23 protein-coding genes are annotated in these 24931 nt (G+C 55.1%); 6 read left to right on the top strand and 17 right to left on the bottom strand.

The features are described from left to right. The first annotated feature begins 182 nt into the window (after nt 1–182). Nucleotides 183–704: a DUF1499 domain-containing protein gene (locus E1H13_RS04705; protein ID WP_169612254.1), complete on the top strand. Its 522-nt coding sequence runs from the start codon at nt 183–185 to the stop codon at nt 702–704. Between the two features lie 639 nt (nt 705–1343). Here the strand turns inward: E1H13_RS04705 and E1H13_RS04710 are convergent. From E1H13_RS04710 to E1H13_RS04745, 8 genes are all read right to left on the bottom strand, one after another. Then, complete coding sequence (locus E1H13_RS04710) at nt 1344–2123, bottom strand: amino acid ABC transporter ATP-binding protein (RefSeq protein ID WP_169612255.1); 780 nt, start codon at nt 2121–2123, stop codon at nt 1344–1346. A 148-nt stretch (nt 2124–2271) separates the two neighbouring features. After that, nucleotides 2272–3492, bottom strand: coding sequence for an amino acid ABC transporter permease (locus E1H13_RS04715; protein WP_169612256.1), 1221 nt, complete (start codon nt 3490–3492; stop codon nt 2272–2274). A 3-nt stretch (nt 3493–3495) separates the two neighbouring features. Then, a complete protein-coding gene (locus E1H13_RS04720) occupies nt 3496–4632 on the bottom strand; it encodes an ABC transporter permease subunit (RefSeq protein ID WP_169612257.1) in 1137 nt (378 codons plus the stop codon). A 403-nt stretch (nt 4633–5035) separates the two neighbouring features. Further along, nucleotides 5036–6091 (bottom strand): amino acid ABC transporter substrate-binding protein, encoded by a 1056-nt coding sequence (locus E1H13_RS04725; protein WP_169612258.1) that lies wholly within the window; start codon nt 6089–6091, stop codon nt 5036–5038. Nucleotides 6092–6275: 184 nt separating this feature from the next. Beyond that, nucleotides 6276–6485: a hypothetical protein gene (locus E1H13_RS04730; RefSeq protein ID WP_169612259.1), complete on the bottom strand. Its 210-nt coding sequence runs from the start codon at nt 6483–6485 to the stop codon at nt 6276–6278. 149 nt (nt 6486–6634) lie between these two features. After that, nucleotides 6635–7987 (bottom strand): LCP family protein, encoded by a 1353-nt coding sequence (locus E1H13_RS04735; protein ID WP_347404120.1) that lies wholly within the window; start codon nt 7985–7987, stop codon nt 6635–6637. Between the two features lie 166 nt (nt 7988–8153). Continuing rightward, nucleotides 8154–9518, bottom strand: coding sequence for an LCP family protein (locus E1H13_RS04740; protein ID WP_169612261.1), 1365 nt, complete (start codon nt 9516–9518; stop codon nt 8154–8156). 316 nt (nt 9519–9834) lie between these two features. Continuing rightward, complete coding sequence (locus tag E1H13_RS04745; protein ID WP_169612262.1) at nt 9835–10194, bottom strand: hypothetical protein; 360 nt, start codon at nt 10192–10194, stop codon at nt 9835–9837. A 298-nt stretch (nt 10195–10492) separates the two neighbouring features. Between E1H13_RS04745 and E1H13_RS04750 the strand changes: the two genes are divergently transcribed. Next, the gene (locus tag E1H13_RS04750; protein ID WP_169612263.1) at nt 10493–11311 is read left to right on the top strand and encodes a mechanosensitive ion channel domain-containing protein; all 819 of its coding nucleotides are present in this window, start codon (nt 10493–10495) and stop codon (nt 11309–11311) included. A 79-nt stretch (nt 11312–11390) separates the two neighbouring features. Here E1H13_RS04750 and coaBC read toward each other — a convergent pair whose 3' ends face one another. The 5 genes from coaBC to E1H13_RS04775 all read right to left on the bottom strand — a co-directional run bounded on the left by coaBC (nt 11391) and on the right by E1H13_RS04775 (nt 15254). After that, the gene (coaBC, locus tag E1H13_RS04755; RefSeq protein ID WP_169612362.1) at nt 11391–12593 is read right to left on the bottom strand and encodes a bifunctional phosphopantothenoylcysteine decarboxylase/phosphopantothenate--cysteine ligase CoaBC; all 1203 of its coding nucleotides are present in this window, start codon (nt 12591–12593) and stop codon (nt 11391–11393) included. 21 nt (nt 12594–12614) lie between these two features. Then, entirely contained in the window at nt 12615–12827 is a 213-nt protein-coding gene (locus tag E1H13_RS04760; RefSeq protein WP_169612264.1) for a DUF2555 domain-containing protein, read from the bottom strand. 93 nt (nt 12828–12920) lie between these two features. Further along, nucleotides 12921–13574 (bottom strand): esterase, encoded by a 654-nt coding sequence (locus E1H13_RS04765; protein ID WP_169612265.1) that lies wholly within the window; start codon nt 13572–13574, stop codon nt 12921–12923. Nucleotides 13575–13852: 278 nt separating this feature from the next. Next, nucleotides 13853–14461 carry a rhodanese-like domain-containing protein gene (locus E1H13_RS04770; protein ID WP_169612266.1) on the bottom strand — a complete coding sequence of 203 codons (609 nt, stop codon included), beginning with the start codon at nt 14459–14461 and terminating at the stop codon, nt 13853–13855. Nucleotides 14462–14771: 310 nt separating this feature from the next. Next, nucleotides 14772–15254: a flavin reductase family protein gene (locus tag E1H13_RS04775; RefSeq protein ID WP_169612267.1), complete on the bottom strand. Its 483-nt coding sequence runs from the start codon at nt 15252–15254 to the stop codon at nt 14772–14774. A 79-nt stretch (nt 15255–15333) separates the two neighbouring features. On the opposite strand from E1H13_RS04775, the gene E1H13_RS04780 reads away from it, so the two are divergent. Continuing rightward, nucleotides 15334–16170 carry an EamA family transporter gene (locus tag E1H13_RS04780; RefSeq protein WP_256378490.1) on the top strand — a complete coding sequence of 279 codons (837 nt, stop codon included), beginning with the start codon at nt 15334–15336 and terminating at the stop codon, nt 16168–16170. A 907-nt stretch (nt 16171–17077) separates the two neighbouring features. Here E1H13_RS04780 and E1H13_RS04785 read toward each other — a convergent pair. Then, nucleotides 17078–18313, bottom strand: a complete 1236-nt coding sequence (locus tag E1H13_RS04785; protein ID WP_169612269.1) for an HhoA/HhoB/HtrA family serine endopeptidase — start codon at nt 18311–18313, stop codon at nt 17078–17080. Between the two features lie 282 nt (nt 18314–18595). On the opposite strand from E1H13_RS04785, the gene E1H13_RS04790 reads away from it, so the two are divergent. Then, nucleotides 18596–19942, top strand: a complete 1347-nt coding sequence (locus tag E1H13_RS04790; protein WP_169612270.1) for an MFS transporter — start codon at nt 18596–18598, stop codon at nt 19940–19942. A gap of 1 nt (nt 19943) precedes the next feature. Here the strand turns inward: E1H13_RS04790 and E1H13_RS04795 are convergent, their stop codons facing one another. From E1H13_RS04795 to E1H13_RS04805, 3 genes are read right to left on the bottom strand one after another with little or no spacing between them, the layout of a single operon-like run. Next, nucleotides 19944–20777: a transglutaminase-like domain-containing protein gene (locus tag E1H13_RS04795; RefSeq protein WP_169612271.1), complete on the bottom strand. Its 834-nt coding sequence runs from the start codon at nt 20775–20777 to the stop codon at nt 19944–19946. A 3-nt stretch (nt 20778–20780) separates the two neighbouring features. Then, entirely contained in the window at nt 20781–22328 is a 1548-nt protein-coding gene (locus tag E1H13_RS04800) for an FAD-binding oxidoreductase (RefSeq protein ID WP_169612272.1), read from the bottom strand. A 44-nt stretch (nt 22329–22372) separates the two neighbouring features. Continuing rightward, nucleotides 22373–22546: a hypothetical protein gene (locus E1H13_RS04805; protein ID WP_169612273.1), complete on the bottom strand. Its 174-nt coding sequence runs from the start codon at nt 22544–22546 to the stop codon at nt 22373–22375. Nucleotides 22547–22585: 39 nt separating this feature from the next. Here E1H13_RS04805 and E1H13_RS04810 point away from each other — a divergent pair, with 39 nt between their 5' ends. Beyond that, complete coding sequence (locus E1H13_RS04810) at nt 22586–23059, top strand: ABA4-like family protein (RefSeq protein ID WP_169612274.1); 474 nt, start codon at nt 22586–22588, stop codon at nt 23057–23059. Between the two features lie 204 nt (nt 23060–23263). Beyond that, the gene (locus E1H13_RS04815; RefSeq protein WP_169612275.1) at nt 23264–24925 is read left to right on the top strand and encodes an ABC transporter substrate-binding protein; all 1662 of its coding nucleotides are present in this window, start codon (nt 23264–23266) and stop codon (nt 24923–24925) included. The last annotated feature ends 6 nt before the right edge of the window (nt 24926–24931 follow it).

A 24931-nucleotide genomic window follows, 5' to 3' on the forward strand; every position in this document is an offset into this window, starting at 1 on the left:
TCTCCCCCATCTCCCCACTTCCCCCATCTCCCCCATCTCCCCACTTCCCCCATCTCCCCACTTCCCCCATCTCCCCATCCACCCCTTCACCCATCCACTCCCCCACCTTCCCCACCTGGCCCTAAACCTAGGCGTCAAGCTAAGATGCCAAAGACCTGTTACAAAACTTGAGGTTTCTCAGTATGCTGAGATCACTATTGTCGCTGGTGTTAACCACCGCCCTGACCCTCGGTGTCCTGGTCGGCCTGGCCCAGCCTGTTCACGCTATCCCCACAAATCCTATGCATCTCGCTGCTTTACCGATTATTGGCAACTTATTTGCCGGTCAACGCCCCGACAATCTGGGAGTAACCGATGGCAAACTAGCCCCCTGCCCCAGCTCCCCCAACTGTGTGGTCAGCCAGGGTGACCCTGACGCGGAACATGCGATCGCGCCTTTGGAATACGAGGGTGATCCAGCGGCGGCTATGGAAAAGTTAGGGGCTGTGGTTAAAGCAATGCCGCGCACCACGATTATCGAGCAGACCAACGACTACCTCTATGCTGAGTTTGCCAGTCAGCTGATGGGCTATGTGGACGATGTGGAATTTTACTTAGACCCAGCGACATCGGCCATTCAGGTGCGATCGGCGTCTCGTTTAGGTCAGTCTGACCTGGGAGTAAACCGCAAGCGAATTGAAGCGATTCGCAGCGAGTTTAGCTAATCGGTCGGTAGTGCTCTACTTCAGGCGTGATGCTGGCCTGAAACTTCTTGACGGCCGGCATTTGAGTACTCAATATCGCGATCATGAACTACGGAGCACTACCCACTGGTCTATTACGCTGCCGGATAAGTCGGCTGATCATGCCTGACACCTATCCCCTGACCCCTGATCCTTGCCCTAGGGTGTTCACTTTGTTGGAATTCTGGGGCTAAAGCTCATGCGCATTCTGAGTCAATTGCAAAGACTGTAACCCTTACACAGTTAGGGTTACGAGAGATGACGCAAAACCTGATCATGAATTGTGCATGAACTGGGAAAAAGCCCCAAAATCAACAGCCTATCCTTGCCCCCCTCAGCCAAGGTGGTCATTTTTCTGCCAGCCAATGCGAGCCATGCTACCCGCCGAAGCCAGCGGCAATCAGGAAAATGGCCCCAGCTAAGGCTAGTAGCGATAGAACCAGTCCAGCATTCCAGCTACCTTTCCAAGAATAGTTTTTGTCTGCCATGGTCATCCTCTGTGTGGTAATCCTTTAGGGAAAACAGTTATTCAGTGGTTAGATTGTAACGAACCACGAATTTGGGTGCAGAGCTACTCTCGGCTCCCCCATGGAGCACAGGGACCGCAGACCGTCACCCGCCCTAGAGAATCTGAGAGAGGAACTGCTTGGTTCGCTCTTCTCGGGGCTGGTTGAAAAACGCTTGGGGAGTGTTTTGCTCGATCAAACAACCACCATCCATCAGCACCACTCGGTCGGCTACTTCCCGAGCAAAGCCCACCTCGTGGGTAACACACACCATGGTCATGCCGGACTTGGCCAGTCCTCGCATCACATCCAACACTTCCCGTACCATTTCAGGATCCAAAGCTGAGGTTGGTTCATCAAACAGCATCACTTTGGGCTGCATGGCTAGGGATCGGGCGATCGCCACCCGCTGCTGTTGTCCCCCCGATAATTGCCCTGGAAACTTGTGGGCCTGTTCTAAAATGCCAACCCGCTCAAGCAGTTGCATGGCGACTTCCTGGGCTTTGGACTTAGGCCAGCGACGCACCCAAATCGGTGCCAGGGTCACATTTTGCAAGACCGTCAGGTGGGGAAACAGGTTGAACTGTTGGAACACCATGCCCACCTCTTGGCGGATCGCTTCGATGTTTTTTAGGTCATGGGAAATGGTAATGCCATCCACTTCAATGCTGCCCTTTTGGTACGGCTCTAGGGCATTAAAAGTCCGGATAAAAGTGGATTTACCAGACCCAGACGGCCCCATGACCACCAGCACTTCCCCCTTGTAGACCGTCATGCTGACGCCCTTCAGCACATGGAAACCATTGTCGTACCACTTTTCCACATCCCTGGCGACAATTACAGGCTCGGTGCTCGGGGTTTGGGTGGATGATTGCTCTGTCTGAGGTTGTGTCATAACTTTGTTTTCCTGTATGGAGACTCCTGCGTTTACCCCATCAGGGGCAGGGGGACAGCGTATTGTGCGAGATTCAATTTGTTAACCCTACGGGGTTTCAGGCACCCAAGCTGTTAGCGGCTACACGGAGCAGAAATCTATCCTGGACCTAGCGCTCATCAGTATTCAGCTTGTCTTCAATTTTGCGGCTAGCTAAGGACATGGCATAGCAAAAGAACCAGTAAATCACTCCCAGGAATAAGTAAACTTCGGCATAGCGGCCCAAATAGCTGGGATTAGCCAGAATCGATCGTCCTATCCCCAGCAATTCCGCTAAGCCGACAATGGCCAGTAGGGTAGTGTCTTGAAATAGGCTGATAAACTGTCCCACAATGGCTGGAATCGCAATCTTTAAGGCTTGGGGCAAGATAATCAACCCTAGGGTGGTGGGGGTATTCAGCCCTAGGGACATGGCCGCTTCCCGTTGGCCGCGGGGCACAGCCTGCAAACCAGCCCGCACATTTTCGGCCAGATAAGCGGCACTAAATAGGGCCAGGGCAATAATTGCCCGCAAGATGCGATCGGGCCGGGTTCCTGCCGGCAAAAACAGGGGAATCAACACTTGCCCCATAAACAAAAAGGCTACCAACGGTACCCCCCGGACGACTTCGATATAGGCCGTAGACAGCCACCGCACAACGGGCAGTGCGCTGCGACGCCCCAAAGCCAGCATCAGCCCCAGGGGAAAACACAGGGCAATGCCACTCACAGCGGCTAATAGAGTTAGCATCAGGCCGCCCCAATCGTTGGTAGAAACTGGGGTGAGTCCCAAACCACCCCCAATCAGCCACAGGGCCACAAAATACGAGAGAAACCAAAGCAGCGATACCCACTTGCCGATACCTGGCCGCTGGCGCCCAGCCTGACGGCCGATCGCCGCCATCCCAGCTACCATAGCCACCATGGGGAGTAGCTTCAGGGAACTGGGGCGGGTGGGTGGAAACAGCACAATAAAGGCGCAGATAGCCCCGATGCCGATCAGCACATTGCGGCTAAATAGGGTTGACAGGTTACGGCTTAATACCCCCCACGACAGCCCGGCCAGCAAGCAAATCATCGCTAATAAGGCCCACACTCGGGCATACAGACTGGAGGGATAGGTCCCCGTCATGAACAACCCAACATTATTTGGAATCACCTGCCACTGGGCTGTGGTTAAGGCCCAGTTGGCCAGTCGGAAGATGAGCCAGCCTAAAATGGTCACCAACACGACCGTTAGCAGGCTGTTAAACCAGTCACTAAATAGGTTCTTTTTGGCCCAGGCCCAGGGACTTAGCCCCACCACCTCGGGACGGGTTGAGGATAAAGAGTCAGGGGTGACGGTGGTCATGGGTTAGCGCTCCTTAAATTGCACGGCCCGGTTGAGTTGGTTCATGACCAGGGTGATCAGTAGACAAATCAGCAGATACGTAGCGATTAGGACCAGAAAGACTTCCACCGGGCGACCGGTTTGGTTGTAGGTGGTGGTGGCCACGGAGTACATTTCAGGAAAGGCGATCGCAAAGGCCAAGCTCGTATTTTTCGTCAAGTTCATATACTCGCTGTTCATGGGGGGAATAATTACCCTCAGCGCTTGGGGAAACACGACCAGTTGCATGACGGCACTCGCCTTTAGCCCCAGGGCATGAGCCGCTTCCCACTGGCCCTTGGATACAGACTGAATGCCCGCCCGCACAATTTCTGCCACAAAAGCAGCCGTATAAAACACCAGGGCCGATAAGGCGGCCACATATTCCCGCGACAGCCGCAGGCCGCCACTGACTCCACCGCCGTCAATCCCCGTGGGAATGGTCCAGTCTATGCCTAGGGTCAGTAGCCCGATCAACATCACTCCCAGTAGCCCCAAGGCAACCAGCTGCTGCTGTCCACCCGTGCCGGTTTCTACCCGCACTTTGATCCGCCATTGCCATAGATAGATAGCCGCGATCGCCGCTAAAACCGTAGCCGCAATGCCCAAAAGGGCCAGGCCAGCACTGCTAGCCCAAGGAATATACACCCCTCGGTTATTTAAGAAGGCTATCCCCAGCAGCTCAAGTTGGTTGGCGGGGTTGGGTAGCATGCCGTAGATGGCAAAATACCAGAAAAAAAGCTGTAGCAGCAGCGGAATATTGCGCACCAGCCCCACGTAGCTGCGACTGAGCTTAAATAGCAGCCAGTTCTTAGAAAAGCTGGTGACCCCCGCTGCCACTCCCAATAGCGTCGTCAGCACAATGCCAGCAGCCACGAGACTAATGGTGTTACTCAAGCCAACGGTGAGGGCCTTCCAATAGGGATCATTGGGGCGGTATTGAATCAGGCTTTCGCCAATGCTAAAACCAGCCTGGTTAAGCAAAAAGCTAAACCCAAATACCCGCCCCTGCTGGGCCATGTTGCGCGTTAAGTTGCCGATAAAAAAGCTGGCCAGGGCCACCACCACTGCCAGGGTAATTACCTGAAAGGCAATTTTCCAAAAGCGTTCGTCCCGAAGCATTGCTTTCAGGTCAAATGACCTGTTGCCGCTATCTTGGGCCATGAAAATACCTATACCGAAAACGCGATCGAGCTTTAACGGAATTCCACCTCAAAACTATCCTTGGTAAAGGACTAGCCCCAGGGGGAGCCTCGCCAATTATCTGGATAAAGCATGAATGGAATACTCTAAGCAAAATAATCTAGGAGAGATGTCAAGAAAAGTTCAATTTGTTACAAGGTCTGATGAAAAAGGCACGGCAGTACCGTGCCTTGGGTGATTTATACCAAGTTCAGCTTGAGATCTGGAGTTTTCCCACAGGCAGAATTCCAGGTCTGGACTGGAATTTGATTTAGATCATCGCCCAGCTTATAGCTTGCAGACCAAGGTAGCCTTGCAAGCACTGAAGTCTGGAAACAATCCATTAGCGGAAGGGAGGCGAGTATAGCAATCCACCATCGGTCCAAAGCGCATTTTGGCCCCGCTCTAAATTGAATTGGGAACCACTGCCCAGGTTGCGATCATAAATTTCGGCGTAGTTACCGACCTGGCTAATCACCTGATACATGAAGTCGTTAGGTAGCCCCATGTCAGAACCTAAGGTACCTTCTTCTCCCAAAAAGCGGGCAATGTTTGGGTCTTCGCTACCCTCAAAGGAGTCGATGTTCTCAGACGTAATGCCAAACTCTTCCGCTTGCATGAGTCCAAAGGTGACCCACTTAACGACATCAAACCAAGTGGAGTCATTGTTTAGCGTTGCCGGTCCTAGTGGTTCTTTAGACATGGTGACCTCCAACAGCATATGGGCGTCAGGGTCTGGCAGGGTACTTTGACGGGCAATTAATTGTGACTTATCAGACGTCATCCCCTCACAACGGCCCTCATCGTAAGCCGCATAGGCCGCATCCGCATCCTGGAAGACCACGGGTTCAAAGTCCACATTGAGTTGGCGCATCTGGTCCGTCAGGTTGAGTTCGGTGGTGGTACCCGTTTCCACACATACCGCTAGACCTTCAAAGTCTTCTAACGTGGTGATACCGCTGTCGGTACGTACCATCATGCCTTGGCCGTCATAGAACGTCGTCGGGGCGAACTCTAGTCCTACGCTGGTGTCGCGGCTAATGGTCCAGGTAGTGTTGCGAGACAGCATATCCACCTCACCACCAGCCAGGGCTGTAAACCGTTCGGTCGAATCTAAGCGGCGATACTCTACGGCATCGGCGTCGCCAAAAACAGCCGCTGCTACAGCCCGACAGACATCTACATCTAGCCCTGAATAGCTTCCCGTGTCATCTAGAAAGCTAAAACCAGGAATACCCCCATCTACTCCGCAGATTAACTGGCCCCGTTGTTCCACCACATTCATGCGGCTACCCCCCGAGGCACCTGCCTCTCCTCCATTGGTCGCTGTATCGATATCCCCACCACAGGCGACTATGGTCAGCCCTAAGCTAGCAGCCAGCAAACCCGACTTGCGCATAAACCACACCTCACTCACAAAAGCATCATTGGGACAACTTAAACAGACAAAGTGTTTAGTCTGCTTAACATTCCAATAAGTTGAGGTTTAACTTTGTATCCGAGGCGACACTATCTCTCTAAAGAAGGATGATCGAGTCGAAGTCAATAATCCGAAGTAGCTGATGCCACCATCGTTGAATGGCTTACCGCTCTTGAGTCAAGTCACGAATCAGGGGAATTTTGGCGCGAATATAACGACTTAGCTGATCGGTTTCAGAGGGATTAATCGGTCGCTGCCCAGCAAACTGTTCTATAAGCCAGTGCACAAGGCTATTGTCATCCAAGGCCAAGAGCTGACTCCTTTGAGTCCGATCTACTAAAGACCATAGATGGTGCAAGAGCTGAGGATTCATAGCAGCACTTAATAATTTCTTTAGATTTATCCTAATGGAATTAGTCAGTCTGGGGAACCAAAATGTGGGATTATTAATTTTATTTTCTCAGGCAAAAAAGAGTGGTAGAATAGAAAACTTATTGACCTGAGGCGTCTGACCTGAGGCGCCTACAGTGCCTTCCTGTGGCTGTTAACCCAGTCTTGTCCGAGCTGAATCGTGATGTCGGAGTCAAGTACCCCAGTACTTTCTACTCGCACCTCGCCAATGCCCAAAAAGCGGTGCATCATTTCGGCATTGGCGACATCCCCCTGCTGGGCAACGATGCGGCTAACGGGTAGGGGGGTAGGGAGGCTTCTGTCGACATAAATGTTGGTATAACCGCTCTCCCTTAGGGCCTGAGTCAGGGACTGAATAGCCAGGGTGTCGTTGGTGCTATCTTGAATAGCTATCCGTATGTGGCTCGGGTTGCTGCGGGTATTTGCTTGTTGGGTGCCAAGGCCAAAGTACTGGTTGACCATTGTGTCGATATCGCCATAGTCCGGCAGCCAGTAACTGAGGGCAAAGTCCTGGGGACGACTGAAGTTGCCGGGCAGCATCAGCAATTGCACATTGGCGCGATCGGTTTGGGCTCCGTACCCAGCTAAAGCCAGCAGTTCTTCTACCGATAGATTGGTGTCTACGTTCGACTGAATCACCGAGAGAATCTTGGGTAACCGAGCAATGGTGGCCGGGTTAAGGACCTGTTCGCTCAGGGCCCGCAGGAACATCTGCTGGCGCTGAATGCGGCCAATATCGCCGTAGGCATCATAGCGGAATCGCAAAAATTGCAGCGCCTTGTTGCCATCCAGGGTTTGTTCCCCGGCTTTGAGGTTGATATATAGGTGCTGACTGTCGTCCTGGTAGCGCATGTCCTGGGGCACATTGACAGTTACCCCGCCCAGGGCGTCGATTAGTTTTTCGACCCCTTGCACGTTGATCCGCACATAGCGATCGATCGCCACCCCACCGAGTAAGTCGCTGACCGATTCGGCTGCCAGGGCCGGTCCACCATCGCGGTTGGCTTCGTTTAGTTTGGTTAACCGACCTCGCACATAGGTACGAGTATCTCTGGGCAACGAGAGCACCACAAGCTGCCCGGTCTGGGGATTAAACCGCAGCAGCAGCATCGAGTCTGATAAACCATCAAAGGAGTTAACCAGGGCATGGTAGCCCAGGTCTTGGAGCTCGGGAGGCACCTCGCTCAGGTCAGAGGTCAAGACTTTGACCCCTAACACCAGAATATTCACGGGACGGGTGAGGCGGGGTAGGCGCAGGGCACCGCCTGTCAGCATGGGGGCATCTTGGCTGAATACCCCAGCATCTTCGCTGCTGAGTTGCTGCTGCTGAAGGGGGGTGGCCGATAGAGAAACTGCCAGTAAGGCTCCCCCTACCGCCGCTAAACTGGCGATCGCTGTTAGCAGCACTCCCACCCCTAACCAGCGACCTATGGCCGGTCCCTTGGTCGCTGGCCGACGAGGCACAGGGGAACCAGACCATCCCTGGGGCGGGGGGGATGCTGGTCGGGAAGAGCGGGGCTGGGATTTACGGGGGGCCACTAGCGACCTCGCCTGGGATAACAGTGCAGGTCAGCGCATTATAGGCGAAATTGTGGGTTGTGGGAGGCAGTAAGCTAGTTGGTTCGCTGGGCTATAACGCTTCGCCAAAGGTATCGACCCAGTCTTGCCCCAGCTGAATCGTAATGTCGGAATTTAGTGCCCCAGTGCTTTCCACCCGTACTTCGCCAATGCCCAGGAACCGATGCACCATTTCAGCACTGGCCATATCACCCTGTTGAGCCACGATGCGGCTGATTGGCAGAGGATTATTTAAAGTCTGATCCACATAGATATTGGCATAGCCGCTATCTTGCAGGGCTCGGGTTACGGCTTGCACAGCGGATTGATTGCCCGTGCTGTCTTGAATGGCCACCCGGGTGCGGTGGGGCGATGGGGCGCTAGCCACCGACCGGTTGCTCCCCACACCAAAGTACTGGCTGACCAGGGTATCAATCTCCCGGTGATTAGGTAGCCAATAACTGAGAGCATAGTCTTGGGGGCGACTAAAGGTACCCGGCAGCATCAGCATTTGCACGTTAGAGCGATTGATTTGAGCCCCGTAGCCCACCAGTGCTAGCAGTTCCTCTACCGAAAGATTGGTGTCCACGTTGGACTGAATCACCGAAAGAATTTTAGGTAGCCGGGTAATGGTGGCCGGGTTCAGGGCTTGCTCGGTCAGGGCCCGCATAAACATCTGTTGCCGCTGCACCCGCCCAATATCCCCCTGGCGGTCGTAGCGAAACCGCAGAAATTGCATGGCTTTATCGCCATCCAGGGTTTGTTCCCCTGCCTTGAGGTTGATATAGAGGTGCTGACTATCGTCTTGATAGCGCATGTCCTGGGGGACGTTGACCGTCACCCCCCCCAAAGCATCGATCAGCTTTTCTACCCCCTGCACATTAATTCGCATATAGCGATCAATTGCCACACCCCCCAGCAAATCGCTCACTGATTCCGCCGCTAGGGCGGGGCCACCATAGTAGTTAGCTTCGTTTAGCTTGGTGAGCTGGCCGCGCACATAGGTGCGGGTATCTCGGGGTAACGACAGCACCACCAACTGCTCGGTCTGCGGGTTAAACCGCAGCAGCAGCATCGAATCGGAACGGCCGTCGAAGGAGTTAACCAGGGCGTGGTAGCCCAGGTTACGCAGCTCGGGGGGAACATCGTTGAGATCTGAGGTGAGCACCTTGGTACCCAACACCAGGATATTCACTGGGCGGGTCAGGCGCGGCAGCCGCAGAGTGCTGTCTGTGGCGATGGGTACATCCTGGCTAAAGACGCTGGCTTCTTCGGGGGTAAGGGACCCCTGCATCAGGGGAGTCGAGGTGAGGGACACGGCTAACAACGCCCCAGCCGTGGCTGAGACACTGGCTACCCCAGCCAGGGCTATACCTAACCCCAGCAAACGGTGAATCCGCCAGGGCGATCGCTTTGACTTGCCAGGGCGACTAGACATGGTTGGGGATTTAAGATCTTGAGACCTGCGATTGGACACCGACTACCTCACACGCCACTAACTGCACTTGCCCAAAGGGCTTGGCCTAGTTATATCTTGCAAGCAGACAAGGGGACTGTGCAGCAGCATAGTACCAGCCCCTAAAGCGTCTGCCCCGTCATTATGAAGCAGGTTAACCGAAATGACGCGATTTTTTTAAGATTTTCCCCCTGAGAGCATCGGTACAGAGACCCGGTTTCCCAGCCAGCGGACCAATCGTGCTGTTAGTGCAGCGACTCAGAAATTGAGTTTTTAGGCATACTGTACCGATCCTCGCTCAGGGAAGCCGCCGACTAAATTGGCTAAACCCCGGCAACTTCACACTTTTGCCCTGCAGCAGACGGACCATCAACACCAGGTTGGTGAGGGTATAGCCCGTAGTGACTAGGGTGTTGGTAATCAACAATCTGAGGGAAAGGCCTGGGGCCAAATGGCTGCCGGTACTCAGCAGTCCGTAAAGGATCACCCAGGTAAGGGCCAGGGTGACGACCAACCGACTGACAGACTGTTCTTGGGGACTGCCCTGCTTGGTGACCAAGCTGTACAGAGAAGGGACAACGCCAAAGATGGGCACCAGATAAATCATCAGCTTCAGGCGCTCTAGGGTGTCACCGGGTTGAGAGGAGGGGTGCTTCATCGGGCTAAATCTCCCTGAGAACATTGGTCAATTGGTGAAGGCCATGATAGGTTATGGCCAGTTTTGCCTAAATAGCCAGTTTTGCCTAATAAACGCAGTGGGGCAAACGTAGTGGGGATGGGTCGGTTCTGCCATCGTCAGGGATGTTTTTGGCTATGGCTACCCTGACCAGGACATAACCTGACAATTAAGCCCCTAAGGCAACTCTCTCTATAACCTTGGTCGTTACCGTCATGCCTGGATCCTGGTCGTCTCTGTCATACACAGATAAGGTCATACATAAGGAAGGAGGGACATTTTGGATAATCTGAGTGGATGGATAGCTACCCTGCAAGAAATGGTCACTGAATTTGGCCTAAGTTTGCTTGCGGCTCTGGTTATTTTTATCGTTGGTCGCTGGATCGCCCAGTTTATCGGCCGTACCACTAAAGGGATGATGGTCAAGCAGGGGGTCGATCCGACCCTGGTCAACTTTACCGCCAACTTGGTTTACTACGTCCTGTTGGCGTTTGTGCTGATTGCTGCCTTGAATCGGTTGGGCATTCAAACGGCCTCGTTTATTGCTGTATTAGGGGCCGCAGGTCTGGCCATTGGTCTAGCCCTGCAAGGGTCGCTCTCTAACTTTGCTGCTGGGGTGCTGATGATTATCTTTCGTCCCTTTAAGGTGGGGGACTTTATTGAGGGGGGCGATACTCTAGGCAGTGTGGAAGAAATTCACCTGTTTACCACCTCTATTATTACCCCAGACAATGCCAGGGTGGTTGTACCTAATTCCAAACTGGTTGAAGGCAACGTCACTAATTTTACAGCCAAGCCCACCCGCCGGGTGGAAACCATCATCGGCATTAGCTACAGTGACGACATCGAACAAGCCCGTCAGGTAATTTTGGCCGAAATTGCTAAGGATTCCCGTATTTTGACTGATCCTGCCCCCACGATCGGGGTGGTCGATCTGGCGGACAGCAGCGTCGACCTACGGGTGTGGGTCTGGACCAAAACCCCCGACTTTTTGGCCGTTACTATGGCCTTGCCTGAGCGTGTTAAAACCCGGTTTGATGCAGAGGGCATCAACATTCCCTTTCCCCAGCGGGATGTGCATATGTTTCAACAGAATTAGGGGGCTATCGGGTTGGCGGTTCACGGTTAGCGGCTTTTCCTTGCACCGTAGACCGTACACCTTGCACCGTTCACTTCGCCTAGAGCGCATCAAAAATCTGGTGAGCCATGGAGAGCTTAGAGCAAGGGGGAATAGTCGTTTGCTTGCCGGTGCGGGTGATGATGATGGCTTGATTGCGATCGCTGCCAAAGCCACTGTTGGCCACATCCACTGGGTTAGCCACAATCGCGTCTAGCCCTTTGCGCCGCAGTTTATCTAGGGCGGGGGGAACGATATCACCGGTTTGGGCGGCAAAGCCAATCAGTTTTTGATGAGGCTGACGCCGCTGGGCCAGGTCAGCCACGATATCGGGCACGGGGGCTAGGGGCAGTAAAGCTGGCAAGTCTGCCTTGGCCAGTTTATGATCTGCCTGGGTGGCTGGTTTCACATCAGCCACAGCGGCCGCCATAATTACCCAGTCTGCCTGGGGCAAATGGTTGATCATGGCCCGATGCATCTCGGCCGCTGAGGTAACCCCAATGGTTTGGACCGAGCCCAGACGCGATCGCAGCGAATCCGCCATAGGGCCATGTACCAGGGTAACGTTGGCCCCCCGGTGAAGAGCAGCCAGGGCCAGAGCCACCCCCATTTTGCCGGTGGAGGGGTTGCCAATAAACCGAACTGGATCTAAATGTTCCCGAGTACTGCCCCCACTGATTAAGACCTGCTGACCCGCCAGATCCCGTTGGCCCCCAGTGTGCAATAGAGACTCAATCGCCATCAGCATGTCGTCCGGTTCAGCCATTTTGCCGGTGCCGACGCGATCGCAGGCCAGCATTCCGTTACCGGGCTCAATGCCGTGATAGCGAGCATCTTGCATCACCAGCTGCCAATTGCGCTGCACCGCCCGCTGCTGCCACATGTCAGTATTCATGGCTGGGGCCAGCAGCACCGGACAGGTGGAGGCTAAGACGGTATTCGTTAATAAATTATCCGCCAGGCCATAGGCCAGCTTTCCTAACGTATTGGCACTGAGAGGAGCAATCACCAGCAGTTCTGCCCATTCTCCCAACGCAATATGTAAAGGACGGCCTTGGTCGGACTGCCAAAAACCGTCATCGGTGTAGGCCTGGTGGCGAGAGAGGGTAGCCACCGTTAAGGCTGGCATAAAGGCTTGACCCCGCTGAGTCAAAATGCAACGCACCTCTACCCCAGCCTTGGCCAGGGTAGAGATGACATAACCTACTTTGTAGGCGGCAATGCCACCGCATATACCCAGTAGCACCCGCCTTGGGGTGTGCAATGATGTCACCCTAGACCCTACTTAAGACTCATCATAGGGTTCTAAATCCAGCAGATGGATGTACGACTCGACCAGTTCCGGGCGCTGAAATGCCAACGCCCTGAGCAGATGCCAATCCTGTAGACCTTCAAAGGCGCTATCGTAGGCATCGGTCTCTAACCGACGGGCCAATTCGTCTACGGTATCGGGTGTCATTTCAGACACTGTCTGCTGGGACACATGTAGGCTTAGCATAGTCTTTTCCCCCATAGCGATATCTGCACCGGACTATAACAGCCATAGCCTATGCAGCTCACCTCTCTATCCTAAAGGGTTGGGTCCGGTCTGCTAGAGCGTTTGCCGCAAATCTTCGCAAAATCCCGCCATTATCTGGAGGGTCTGGGGTGTAACTTCATGGCCCATGGGAAGTTCCTGAAAAGTAACGGGCTGCCCTTGCTGATCTAGGGCGGCTCTAGCTCGGTGGGCTTGTTCAATGGGTACGACCGGATCAAACGAGCCGTGGACCATCAGCAATGGACGGGGACTCATGGGCGGGCGGGCTGTACCATGCAAATAACCACTCAAACAAATTTGCCCCGCCAAGGGTAGCTGACCACCCACATCCAGGGTCATGGCTCCCCCTTGGGAAAATCCGGCCAGAACTGTGCGTTCTAAGGGAATCTGACTGGTGTCTGCCAGGTCTGCCAGCCAGACAGTGAGTTGTTGCCGACTGGTTTGCAGGTCGGCCTGGGCCTCAAAATCTGGGGGAGTACGGAAGTCATACGCTGCCGGGAAGCCATACCACATACGTCCCCCAGGCACTTGGGGATGGGGCAGGGGGGCATCGGGAAACACCATGGCCGTATTCGTGAGCTGCAAGTAGGGGGCAAGCCCGGCTAAGTCAGCGGCACTAGCTCCCCAACCGTGGAGGATGACAAGCTGGAGATCGGTCGGGGTCTCTCCGGGGGCAGGGTAGGCGAGGGCCTGAAGTGTCGACAACATTGGCAGTGTGAGCGTAATGAATAATGCCCGGTGGGCGAGGATAACCTGATTCATTCCTACTGTAATGCCCTCCAGACAAATTAGTCTGGAGGGTAGACGGGCTAATCCCACAATTAGTTGAAGGATTTACCCGTTAAGGGATTCGTCTGAAGAAAACGTTTTCCTAGAGCATCGGTACAGTATGTCAAGATCCCAGGGTTCTGTCCCTGGATGCCCCAAAAAACGTGGCCAATCAGCCCAAGAACCCTGGGATCTGAACCGGCGTTCTAGACAATTGCCTAAGCCGTCACTGGCGACGCAAAAGCAGAAATCCCTTCGGTGGAACCGTTGATGGATTTCCAGGCCGACAGTCCCCCTTGAATCGAGGCTACATGGCGATATCCCACTTGCCGCAGCCGTTCCACAGCCTCGGCAGCCTCGTCATCACTATCGCCGTAGATGTAGATATCTCGCGAATACTCCAGGCTTGCTTCAGCGGCCTTGGGCAATTGCCCCATGGGAATGGGGATAGCCCCTTGAATTCGCTCGTCATTAAAGGCGGACCGGCTGCGCACATCAATGATGGTAAGGGCCGGTTCTCCCCAGTTCAGCCGCTGCAATAGCTCTTGGGGAGCAGCCTGGCTGCTGGAAATACCAGAAGGGGTGGGTACAGGAGCGGTCACCTTAGATTTCACTGCATCCACTGTGTCAGCGACTTGACTATCAGCATTACTCGCCACAGGCTGAGGCTGGTTTCCATCGTCCTGACCAGGCTGCTGACCCATGGCCGATTGGACACCGTTGTCGGGCTGCTGTTGCTGATTAGCTTCAGCGGACTCGGGCTGCTGCTGACCATGCTGCTCGGCAACATTGGGATTGGACTGTTGTTGATCGGAAGGGTTAGTCATTAAGACACCTCCGTAATTGCGTCATTACAACACAACTTAACAATTCCACCTGAGGTCTTTCATCCATCAGTGGGGGTAATTTAATTGCTGTTGGAGGTAAAACCCTCGTAGTCTATCAAGACAAACCTGTCGGGGTAGTGATAAGTCCACACAATCAGCAATTCTCAGTATGACTTGACTGATTGATGAAAGACCGATCAGGCTGAGCCTGTCGAAGCCCGTTCACCCTTCGACAGGCTCAGGGCGAACGGCCAATTTACCAAAATGAGAATTGCTGCCACACAATAATGGCGCTTGACAGACCGCTAGGTTAACCGCCGTAATTCCAACCGGTGCTTTCTAGCAAGAGGGGATCGCCATCGCGATGCAACTCGGCCCCGACCACTTCCCCCACAAACACCGTATGGTCGCCATATTCAACACTGCCCACAACCCGGCATTCTACGTAGCCTAGGGTGTCTTTAATCACTGGACAGCCGGTTTCTGGGGCGAGGTAAAATTCGATGTCTTCAAACTTGTTGCCCACCCGCCGTAGGGGCTTAAAAAAGTTTTGGGCCATATCCTTTTGACCCGCCTCTAAGAAGCTGAGGGCAAAGACACCACTGGCTTTGACCATGGCATGGGAGATGGAGTCGTTTTTGACACAGTTCACCACTAGGGGCGGCTGAAATGATGCTTGCATCACCCAACTGGCGGTGAACCCATTCAGGTCGTCGCCATCTTTAACACCACAGACGTAAAGACCATGGGGAATTTTGCGTAGGAGTGTTTTTTTGGCTTGTTCGTTTAGCACGGATACCTGTCCTTGAAAGTTGCTATGGTTCTTCAGTGTATAGCACCCTAAAACCGTCTTGCCCTTGCTGCCTCCATCGTTGCGGCTGACCCTGCCGGCCCCCACCCTTGTCTTAGGTTCCATGGCATCCACTCAGTTAGGATCAGTGGTGGCGAAGAGCTTGTTTGATCAAGTCGGCCCTGGGGGGCTGGTGTTTTTGCGGGTGGGGTTGGCGGCTGTGGTGCTGTTGATCTGGGCCAGGCCCCGCTGGCGGGGGCACTCCTATCCCAATTACCGACTGATGATCGGGTTTGGGTTGTCCCTGGCGGTGATGAATGGCTTATTCTATAGCGCGATCGCCCGTATTCCCATTGGCGTCGCCGTGGCTTTGGAATTTTCAGGCCCGCTCACGGTCTCGTTGCTCTATTCTCGACGCTGGTTGGATGGCTTGTGGGTCGCCCTGGCGGCGACGGGCATTGTGCTGTTGTCCCCCTTGCACACCGCTGACTTAGATGCCTGGGGAGTGGTTTTTGCTCTGGCGGCAGGGGCCACCTGGGGCCTCTATATGGTGCTATCAGCCCGCATGGGCCGGGTGTTCCAGGGAATTGACGGCCTAGCGCTGTCGATGGCGGTTGGGGCGCTGCTGCTGTTGCCAGTGGGGCTGATCGCCGAAGGGGGCGCCCTGTTTACCCCCCTGAGCGTGCTGCTGGGGTTGGGGGTGGCGTTGCTTTCCTCTGCCCTGCCCTACTCCCTAGAAATGTCGGCCCTGCGACAGCTACCGGTGCATGTGTTTGGCGTTCTGTTGAGTTTAGAACCGGCGATCGCGTCAGTGATTAGCTTTTGGGGGCTAGGGGAAGCTCTGACTTTACCGATGATTGGGGCCATTGCCCTGATTACGATCGCGGCGGCTGGTTCGGCCCTATCGCATCCGGCTTAGTTTGGGGGAGTGCGTAGTTTTGAGTTTTGAGTTTTGAATGGGGGAGGTGGGGGAGTGGATGGGTGGTAGACGCGGAGCGGCTTCCCGCAGGGTAGGGTGGATGGGGTGATGGGTGGTAGACGCGGAGCGGCTTCCCGCAGGGTAGGGTGGATGGGTGGTAGACGCGGAGCGGCTTCCCGCAGGGATGGGTGGATGGGTGGTAGACGCGGAGCGGCTTCCCGCAGGGTTGGGTGGATGGGTGGTAGACGCGGAGCGGCTTCCCGCAGGGTAGGGTGGATGGGTGGATGGGTGGTAGACGCGGAGCGGCTTCCCGCAGGGTTGGGTGGATGGGTGGATGGGTGGTAGACGCGGAGCGGCTTCCCGCAGGGTTGGGTGGATGCCTGTCCTGAGCGAAGTCGAAGGGGGGGATGGGCGCTGCCCTGAGCTTGTCGAAGGGTGGATGGGTGATAGACGCGTTTCGCAAGCGACATGGAACGCGAAGCGTGTGCAGCGCACGTAAGCGGCTTCCCGCAGGGTTGGGGTGTCCGGTTCCCCTCTTGGGAGGCCTGTGCTGTTCGCGTAGCGGCCCCGGAGGGGCAACTTGTCGAAGTAGGCAGGGGTGGGTTTGCGAGAATTTTGGACTTTAGATCTTGGATTGAGAGGGAATTGGTTGGGGAGTTTTGAATTCTGAATTTTGAATTCTGAATTTTGCTACGCACGGGCTACGCCCTACGTTTTTCTCTTTTCCTTTTTCGTTCTTCAGCTACGTAGGGGCGGACCCGGGTGTACGCCCTGGCGGGGAATGGGTAACGGGGGTGGAAGGGAAACGGAAAAAACCCAATAAAAAGGCGTAGCGTGAATGCTACGCCTGGGTTGGTAGATGAGATGGGATTACCAGGGTTAACTTTGGCAATCCCAGGCAGATGCATTACTGGCTGGGTAGATTACCAGGGCGAACCGTTAAGGTTTGCTCCCGTCCATTACGGCGTAGGGTAATCTCCAAAGGTTGACCAACAGAGGAACGTTCTACCACTTGCTGTACCTCAGAACTCTCTTTAACTGGGGTGTCGCCCACCGACAAAATGATATCCCCAGCTTGTAGCCCCCCCTGGGCGGCGGGGGAGTTAGATACCACCCGGGCAATGAGTACCCCTTCCTCTTCCTCCACTGTCAGCGGGCTGTTGGGGTTGCTGTTGATGTTTTCTTTCATTTCGGGGGATAGGGTGACCATTTGAATGCCCAGGTAGGCATGCTCGACCCGACCGTTTTGAATCAACTGGGTGCTGATCCGCTCGACGGTGTTAATCGGGATAGCAAAGCCTAACCCCTGAGCCCCCTGGATGATGGCGGTGTTGACCCCAATTACCTCGCCATTCAAGTTGAGCAATGGTCCCCCAGAATTACCGGGGTTGATGGCGGCATCGGTTTGAATGAAGTCGACCCGTTTATCGGGGACGCCCACTTCACGACTGGTGCGCCCAGTGGCACTGATGATGCCAGCGGTGACGGTGCTGTCGAGGCCGAGGGGGTTACCAATGGCGATCGCCCATTCCCCTGGCTGAATCTGGTTAGAGTCGCTGATGGCGACGGTGGGTAGATCCTGGGCATCAATTTTAATCACAGCAATGTCGGTGACCGAGTCGGCCCCAATCACTTCTCCGGTAAAGCTGCGCCCATCTTTAAGAGTGACTTGCACCTGATCCGCACCGGCTACCACATGGGCATTGGTAATAATTTGACCATCGGCGGTGGTAATAAAGCCAGACCCTACCCCCCGCTGGGTGCGTTCACTGGGGACAGAGGGGATATTGTCGCCAAAGAACTGACGGAAGAAGGGATCTTGAAACGCGGCTGGCAATCGACTCTGCACCGTGCGCGACGCATCAATCCGAACGACTGAAGGCCCCACCTGGCGCACAATATCGGCAATGATATTGGGATTAGACACAGAGGGGGCCACAGCCACAGGATTGCCTTGCTCCCAATTGCTGCCTTCGGAGCGATCGCTGAGGGAGGCTACAGCAGGGGACTGCACCAGAGCATTAAAGGCCGAAACGCCCTGAGTGCCAACGGTTGCAACCCCAGCTCCCAACAGTACTAGCGCCAGCGACTTAGCCATCGCCCCCATGGGCTGCTTGACTTGCTCTGAACCGTCTTTGACCATAGCCATTACCTCTAATATCCTGACGTGGTTGATATATGAATGCGATTGATTTAACTATAGGAACATGATATTGCGGGTCAGTGGCAAGGGGATGACGAAGCTGTGACACTTCTTGGCGATTGACACAGTTACAAGCCGTAACCCCACCCGATTCTCTAGTTAGCAGTGGCGTTGTGTTTATTCTCCTGGCATTATTAAAGATGAGGTCTAGAAAATTTAGACGTTTTGCGATCATCGCAACCTGCTGATCGAAAGCCCTTAGGGTTTTTGCAAATTTTAAATATGAGTGCCGGTTTTTTCGGCATCCAATTTGGCTGGGGCCTACAAATGGCTAATACCAGCGCCATTTTTGAGCGGCTGGGGGCCAACCCCCACCAGATCCCCATCCTGTGGCTGGCGGCCCCATTGACGGGGCTGATTGTGCAGCCGATTATTGGCAACCTGAGTGACAACACCTGGGGCTGGCTGGGACGGCGGCGGCCTTACTTTTTAGTGGGAGCTATTCTCAGTTCGTTGGCTTTGGTGCTAATGCCCAACTCCTCTAGCCTGTGGATGGCGGCGGGGTTACTCTGGCTGCTGGACACCTCCGTCAATATCACCATGGAACCCTTTCGGGCCTTTGTGGGGGATTTGCTTCCTGCCAATCAACGCACCAAAGGGTTCGCGATGCAAAGCCTGTTGATTGGCCTGGGGTCTGTGATTGCTGCGATTCTGCCCTGGCTGTTAACCCACTGGTTTAAGTTGGGGGACCTGACTGGTCGGGGGGAAATTCCCTTAGTGATTAAGTTGTCGTTCTACAGTGGGGCGGCGGTGTTTTTGGGTACTGTCTTATGGACGGTGTTGTCAACAGAGGAAAAGCCGCCTAAGGATATGGCTGCGTTTGAGCGGCAGCAAGAGCGGCGGCTAGGGGTGGGGGCCACCCTGCGAGAAATTAGCGATGCCATTCGCCACATGCCCCCCACCATGCGCCAGTTAGCTTGGGTGCAGGGCTTTAGCTGGCTGGGTATGTACTGTATGTTTTTGTACTTTCCTCCGGCGGTGGCCCACGATATTTTTGGGGCCTACAACGAAAGTGCTCCCCTCTATGCGGATGGGATTGAGTGGGCCGGGGTCTGCATTGCCATGTACAACGCCGTGTGCTTTGTGGTTTCCTTAGGCCTACCCCGTGTGGCCCGTCGCCTCTCCCGCCAAGTTACCCATGCCCTATGCCTGATTGCGGGTGGGGTGGGGCTAATGTCACTACAACTGGTCCACGATCGCTACACGTTATTGATCTCGATGGTGGGAGTTGGGTGCGCCTGGGCCAGCATGTTAGCGATGCCCTATGCCATGTTGGTGGGGTCGTTGCCGGCTAAGAAGGGGGGCATTTATATGGGTATCTTTAATGCTTTTATTGTGCTACCGGAGATTGTGGCCTCGTTGGGGCTGGGTTGGATGATGCAGCATTGGATGAACGATGACCGACTGCTGGCGGTGGTGCTAGGGGGAGGCTCGATGGTGCTAGGGGCGATCGCTACCCTGCGGGTCCAAGAAGGCGGTAGCCCGATTCCCACAGAAAATAGCGCTGCAATGGCTGATGAGAGCAACGATCCTGTGCCGGAGGCCTTATCTACCGGCCAAGAAACCTGACCTACGGCTGGTCCTGCACTCGAATGATCTGGGCCAGCACCCGGCGAATTTCAAAGGCATCGGCGGCGTCAGGCCGCTCGATCAAATAGCGATCTAAGTCGCGATAGGCGTCGTCTAGCAATCCTTGCTGGTAGTAGAGTAGCCCGCGATCGCGCAACTCGCCCATGGCACCGGGAGCAATCAGCATGATCCGATCGATGGCCTGTAGGGCTTTGAAGACATCCCGCCGCTGCACATAGATCATTTTTAGGTTGGCCAACATGCGCACCAAAAAATCCGTGGGGGAAATGGGCTCCAGAACCTGTGGATCTAGCCGGGCTGATTCCCCAAACATCTGCCGCACTCGGTCTCGGCAGTCTTGCTCAAATAGCACTTCCCCCTGGTTAAAGGGATCGACAAACAGCACCATGTCTGGGAGGGTGGGGCGAATTAAAAAATGTCCCGGCAGACCGACTCCAGCCATGGGAAACCCTACTCGCTTAGCCAGTTCTAGATAGACCAACGATAGGGTGATGGGAATTCCTAGTCGTCGTTCTAACACCTCATTCAGAAAACTATTGCGGGGGTCGTAATAGTCCAGCTCGCTGCCTCGAAAGGTCAGCTCTTCAAACAGGTAACGATTGATGGCATGAATGATTTTGAGGGGATAGTCCTCTGGGGGTAGCCGCCGCTGCAGGGCCTCGGCCATCTGGTCTAGGGTAGCTAGCGGCTGATCGACATCTAAATCTGGGTACTCTTCCTGGGCTAGATACAGGGCCGCCTTAGCCAAATCCACCTGGTCGCTGGGCTTTTGCAGTTCCTGGCACAGCAATTCTCGGGGTAATGCAGTGTTCATCATTTAGTCGGTATAGTCTTGGCCGCTGCCATAGATTAAAGCGTCTTGCCAACGATGACTATAGTATCGCTGAACCGGGGGTAGCGACTCAACCACTGGGGCTAATGCCTGGGCCAACGGAGCTAGGGCACTGTATTCGGCTAGCTTGCCATAGTGCCCTAGCCAACGGGCTAAGGCCCCTGGTCCCACCTGGGGAATAATCTGAGTCACCAGGGCCGGATGCCTAAGGGCGGTGACGACCAGGGTTTTTGCCAGGGCCGGAAACTGCACCACATCTTGCAAGAAGGGTCTAAGGGTGTCGTCCCCTAGGCTAGCCATGTCGGCAAAGATGGTCCCCAACAAGGTATTAATCTGATTCTCCGGCAGAGTTTGATCGATGCCAACGCTCATGGAGCGTTGAAACAGCCAGGTGACCGATAGGTTGGGCTGATAGGGTTGCAGCTGACTCAGGGCTTTGGCCCCTAAAACATCCTCCCTCAGAGCTTCGTCTAGACCCTGTACCAATCGTTTGAGGTGGCGAATCATCGCCCCAAAGCCACCAAAACTAAGGGGTGACTGGTTGCCACTGCTGTCTCCCACCGCCAGGGTACGGGGCCAGGGATACCGCAAGGGGCTCTGGCGATAGCAGGGGAAAAAACCAAATAGGGCCCGCTGCACCGCCAGGGCCTCTAGGTCGACCTGTTGGTACTTGGGCAATAGGGTCCAGTACTCCTCAAACAGTTCCGCCAGACTCAGTCGCCGTGGATCGGCATCCATGTAGGTAAATAGGTACGTGGTGCGGCCATCCCGGGCTGGAAACGCCTCCCAGAAATATTGGCACTGGTGGCGGATGGGGGTAAATGACACCATCAGATCCCCCGTCTCGTTGGCCGGAAAGCCCTGGGCACAGGTGCCCACCACCAGACAGATGCTGTCTGGCTTCTCTGAGTCTCGCGATTGCCGGGCGATGGGCGAAAAGTGGCCCATGGCATCCACCAGTAGCCGGGTTTTGAGGGGCTGCTGCGCTGTTACCAGAACCCCGTCGGAGTGAATCCACGCCCCTTCAAAGGAGGTGTTTTCTAGCAGCTTGCCCCCCGCTGCCAAAAATTTTGCCTTCAGGGTGTCTAGCAAGGCCACTGGATCGACGCCGATGTTCAGCACGTCGGTGATCCACACCGGATCATGACCCAAAAACTGAATGCGGGCCGGATTATAGGCAGATGCGATCGCCTGTTCCAACTCGTCATCGGTCAGTAGTCCCAGATCCGTCAACGCCTCTAGTTCTTGGCGGGAAATGTTCCATTCTTGATCCCGCCCCCGCAGAACACCGCGCTCTACCAGCGCAACCCGCCAACCCCGCTGGGCCAACCCAGCCCCCAGCAAAATGCCCAGGGTCCCCCCGCAGATCACCACATCCCAATCGGTCTCGCCCAGGGGCTCGGAGCTGGATTGAATCGGCGCCGACTCGGGTAGTTGGTCGGTGCGATAGCGTAGCCATAGCTCATCGGCCTTGGCCAAACCCTGCAATGGGTTGCCCGGCAGGTCAGCCAGCATTTGCTCGGTCAAAGTCATAGGCCAGGGGGCAGTACAGTATCGTCTGTTCTCATCGTACAGAATCAACTGCCCTGAGGGATGATCAGGACTGAAGTAGGGCGATCGCCCCGGCCACCCAGGCCATCCCCTACACTGAGAGTATTCCAGCTAGTGCGCCGATACAGATCCCAGGGTTCTTGGGCTGGTTGGCCAGGAATTTTGGGGTATCCGAGGGCAGAACCCTGGGATCTTGACATCCTGTACCGATGCTCTAGTCTTATCTATTCACTATCTGCATGACTGTCGATCTCTCCTTACTAAACCTACTGTTCAACGGTGCTAACCTGTTTGTGCTGCCCTTTTGGACGTTGATGGTGCTAGTGCCTAACGCCAAACTGACCCGCACTGTGATGGGCTCACTGTTGCCGTTTGCCGCCCTGGCTGGCCTCTATTTGTTTTTGTTTGTCACCAGCTTTAACAATGTGCAGGGGATTGAGGCCCTGTCCGATCCCAACTTGAGTCTGGTGGATTTGGCCGCCCTCTTCGCCAACCCCCATGTTACGGCTACCGGTTGGGTGCATTTTGTTGCCTTTGACCTGTTTGTCGGTCGTTGGATCTATTGGCAAGGCCAAGACAGTGGTGTCTTCACCCGCCATTCTCTGGCCTTGTGCTTATTTGCCGGCCCGCTGGGGCTCCTTTGCCACCTACTCACCGACGCCCTATGGCAGCGATTTAGGTCGCCTGCTGAATCGGTCGCAACTGCCGAATAACCGCTCAACCAGCGAAGTAGGCCTGAGCGGAGTCGAAGGGCGGATCATGGATCAGTCCCTAATTGTGTCCATGTACTTATGTTGAAGCTCTCCTGAGGCTCTAGTCTCCGACGCTAAACGTAGATAGCCGCGGGGCAGTTTTTATGTCTGCTTACCCCCAAAGGTGATACAACTAGGCCAGTGTTGGCCAGTTAGATAAACGCGATGAATGTTTTGGGATTACGGTTACGTCGGGTAAAACACGCCTGGGGACGACGACGGTGGCGGCGAACGGCCCAGCTAGTGGGGATGTTTGGGCTGTGCTTTGCGATCGCTTTAGGTTGCACCCCAGACGCTGAGCCAGATCCGGGCGCGCCCACTGGAAATGGCCGGATTAGCATGGGCACCACCCTCACCGCCCGCACCCTAGACCCGGCGGATGCCTACGAAACGTTTCCGGGAATTTTGCTCTACAACTTGGGCGATCGCCTCTATACCTACGAACCTGGCACCACCAATCTGGTGCCCCAACTGGCTACGGCCATGCCCACCATCAGCGACGATGGCCTCACCTACACCATTCCCCTGCGCGACGATGTCACCCTGCACGATGGCACCCCTTTCAATGCCGAGGTGATGGCCTTTTCCATTCAACGGTTTATGGAGAACGGCGGCCGTCCAGCCTACTTGCTCTCCGACAAAATTGTTTCCGCCGAGGCCACGGCAGAGTATGAACTCACCCTCACCCTCAGCGCCCCCTTTGCGGCGTTTCCGGCTCTGCTTAGCTTTTCTGGGGTGACCCCAGTGTCCCCCGAGCAGTATGAGATTGGGGCCGGCCAGTTTCGCCCCGATCAGTTTGTGGGCAGCGGCCCCTATAAGCTAGCGGCGTTTACCAGTGATTCCATCAGGCTTGACCCTAACCCCGACTACTGGGGGGAGGTTCCCGCTAACCAGGGGATTGACATCCAAATTTTCACCAGCCCAGCCAACCTCTACAACACCTTTCGCACTGGCGGGCTGGATGTGGCCTACCAGACCCTGGACCCAGAGCAAGTGGCCAGCCTGGAGCGCGAAGCGGCCTCTGGGGGGTGGCAGGTGATTGAAGCGGGCACCAATGTGATCAACTATATGTCTTTGAACCAAACCATTGAGCCCTTGGATGATGTGCGAGTCCGCCAGGCGATCGCGGCTATGATCGACCGTCCGTTGATTAACGAGCGGGTGTTCCAGGGCCAGGCGGAACCCCTTTACAGTCTGATTCCTGCCAGTTTTGATGTGGCTGAACCCGTCTTCCAGGAGGCCTATGGCGATGGCAACTTTGAGCTGGCGGAGGACCTGCTGACCGAGGCCGGATTCAGCGAAGATAACCCCCTCACCATCGAGGTGTGGTACCCTTCTGCTTCTACTCCTCGCAGTATTGTGGCCAATACCCTGAAAGAGTCCATCGAGACCGCCCTACCCGGCTTGGTCACCGTGGAGGTGCAGAACACGGAAGGGGCCACCCTGTGGGAGAACGTGGGCCGGGGTATTTACCCAATTATTTTGTCCAACTGGTATCCCGACTACTACGACCCCGACACCTTTATCCAGCCATTTTTGGGCTGTGAGAATGGCACCCCAGATGGTTGTGTGGAAGGGGCATCCCAAGCCAATGGATCGTTTTACTACAGTGCCGAGGCCAATGACCTGATTGCCCAACAGCGGGCCGAGCCGGATCCCGCCACCCGCCAGGCCATAATGGCTGAGTTGCAGCAGATGATGGCTGCTGATGTGCCCTATGTGCCCCTATGGCAAAACAAAGACTATGTGTTTGCCCAAGAGGATGTCGATCAGGTGTCCATTGAGCCCACTCAGCAATTTTTATTGGGGAAAATTGTCCGTCGCTAGGGAAAA

It is taken from the genome of Nodosilinea sp. P-1105 (genome assembly GCF_012911975.1).
Taxonomy (GTDB): domain Bacteria; phylum Cyanobacteriota; class Cyanobacteriia; order Phormidesmidales; family Phormidesmidaceae; genus Nodosilinea.

Excerpts from the sequence above, each read along its gene's own strand:
- E1H13_RS04705 (WP_169612254.1), top strand. The coding sequence starts at position 183 with ATGCTGAGATCACTATTGTCGCTGGTGTTAACCACCGCCCTGACCCTC.
- E1H13_RS04710 (WP_169612255.1), bottom strand. The coding sequence starts at position 2,123 with ATGACACAACCTCAGACAGAGCAATCATCCACCCAAACCCCGAGCACC.
- E1H13_RS04715 (WP_169612256.1), bottom strand. The coding sequence starts at position 3,492 with ATGACCACCGTCACCCCTGACTCTTTATCCTCAACCCGTCCCGAGGTG.
- E1H13_RS04720 (WP_169612257.1), bottom strand. The coding sequence starts at position 4,632 with ATGCTTCGGGACGAACGCTTTTGGAAAATTGCCTTTCAGGTAATTACC.
- E1H13_RS04725 (WP_169612258.1), bottom strand. The coding sequence starts at position 6,091 with ATGCGCAAGTCGGGTTTGCTGGCTGCTAGCTTAGGGCTGACCATAGTC.
- E1H13_RS04730 (WP_169612259.1), bottom strand. The coding sequence starts at position 6,485 with ATGAATCCTCAGCTCTTGCACCATCTATGGTCTTTAGTAGATCGGACT.
- E1H13_RS04740 (WP_169612261.1), bottom strand. The coding sequence starts at position 9,518 with ATGTCTAGTCGCCCTGGCAAGTCAAAGCGATCGCCCTGGCGGATTCAC.
- E1H13_RS04745 (WP_169612262.1), bottom strand. The coding sequence starts at position 10,194 with ATGAAGCACCCCTCCTCTCAACCCGGTGACACCCTAGAGCGCCTGAAG.
- E1H13_RS04760 (WP_169612264.1), bottom strand. The coding sequence starts at position 12,827 with ATGCTAAGCCTACATGTGTCCCAGCAGACAGTGTCTGAAATGACACCC.
- E1H13_RS04765 (WP_169612265.1), bottom strand. The coding sequence starts at position 13,574 with ATGTTGTCGACACTTCAGGCCCTCGCCTACCCTGCCCCCGGAGAGACC.
- E1H13_RS04770 (WP_169612266.1), bottom strand. The coding sequence starts at position 14,461 with ATGACTAACCCTTCCGATCAACAACAGTCCAATCCCAATGTTGCCGAG.
- E1H13_RS04785 (WP_169612269.1), bottom strand. The coding sequence starts at position 18,313 with ATGGTCAAAGACGGTTCAGAGCAAGTCAAGCAGCCCATGGGGGCGATG.
- E1H13_RS04790 (WP_169612270.1), top strand. The coding sequence starts at position 18,596 with ATGAGTGCCGGTTTTTTCGGCATCCAATTTGGCTGGGGCCTACAAATG.
- E1H13_RS04795 (WP_169612271.1), bottom strand. The coding sequence starts at position 20,777 with ATGAACACTGCATTACCCCGAGAATTGCTGTGCCAGGAACTGCAAAAG.
- E1H13_RS04800 (WP_169612272.1), bottom strand. The coding sequence starts at position 22,328 with ATGACTTTGACCGAGCAAATGCTGGCTGACCTGCCGGGCAACCCATTG.
- E1H13_RS04805 (WP_169612273.1), bottom strand. The coding sequence starts at position 22,546 with ATGTCAAGATCCCAGGGTTCTGCCCTCGGATACCCCAAAATTCCTGGC.
- E1H13_RS04810 (WP_169612274.1), top strand. The coding sequence starts at position 22,586 with ATGACTGTCGATCTCTCCTTACTAAACCTACTGTTCAACGGTGCTAAC.
- E1H13_RS04815 (WP_169612275.1), top strand. The coding sequence starts at position 23,264 with ATGAATGTTTTGGGATTACGGTTACGTCGGGTAAAACACGCCTGGGGA.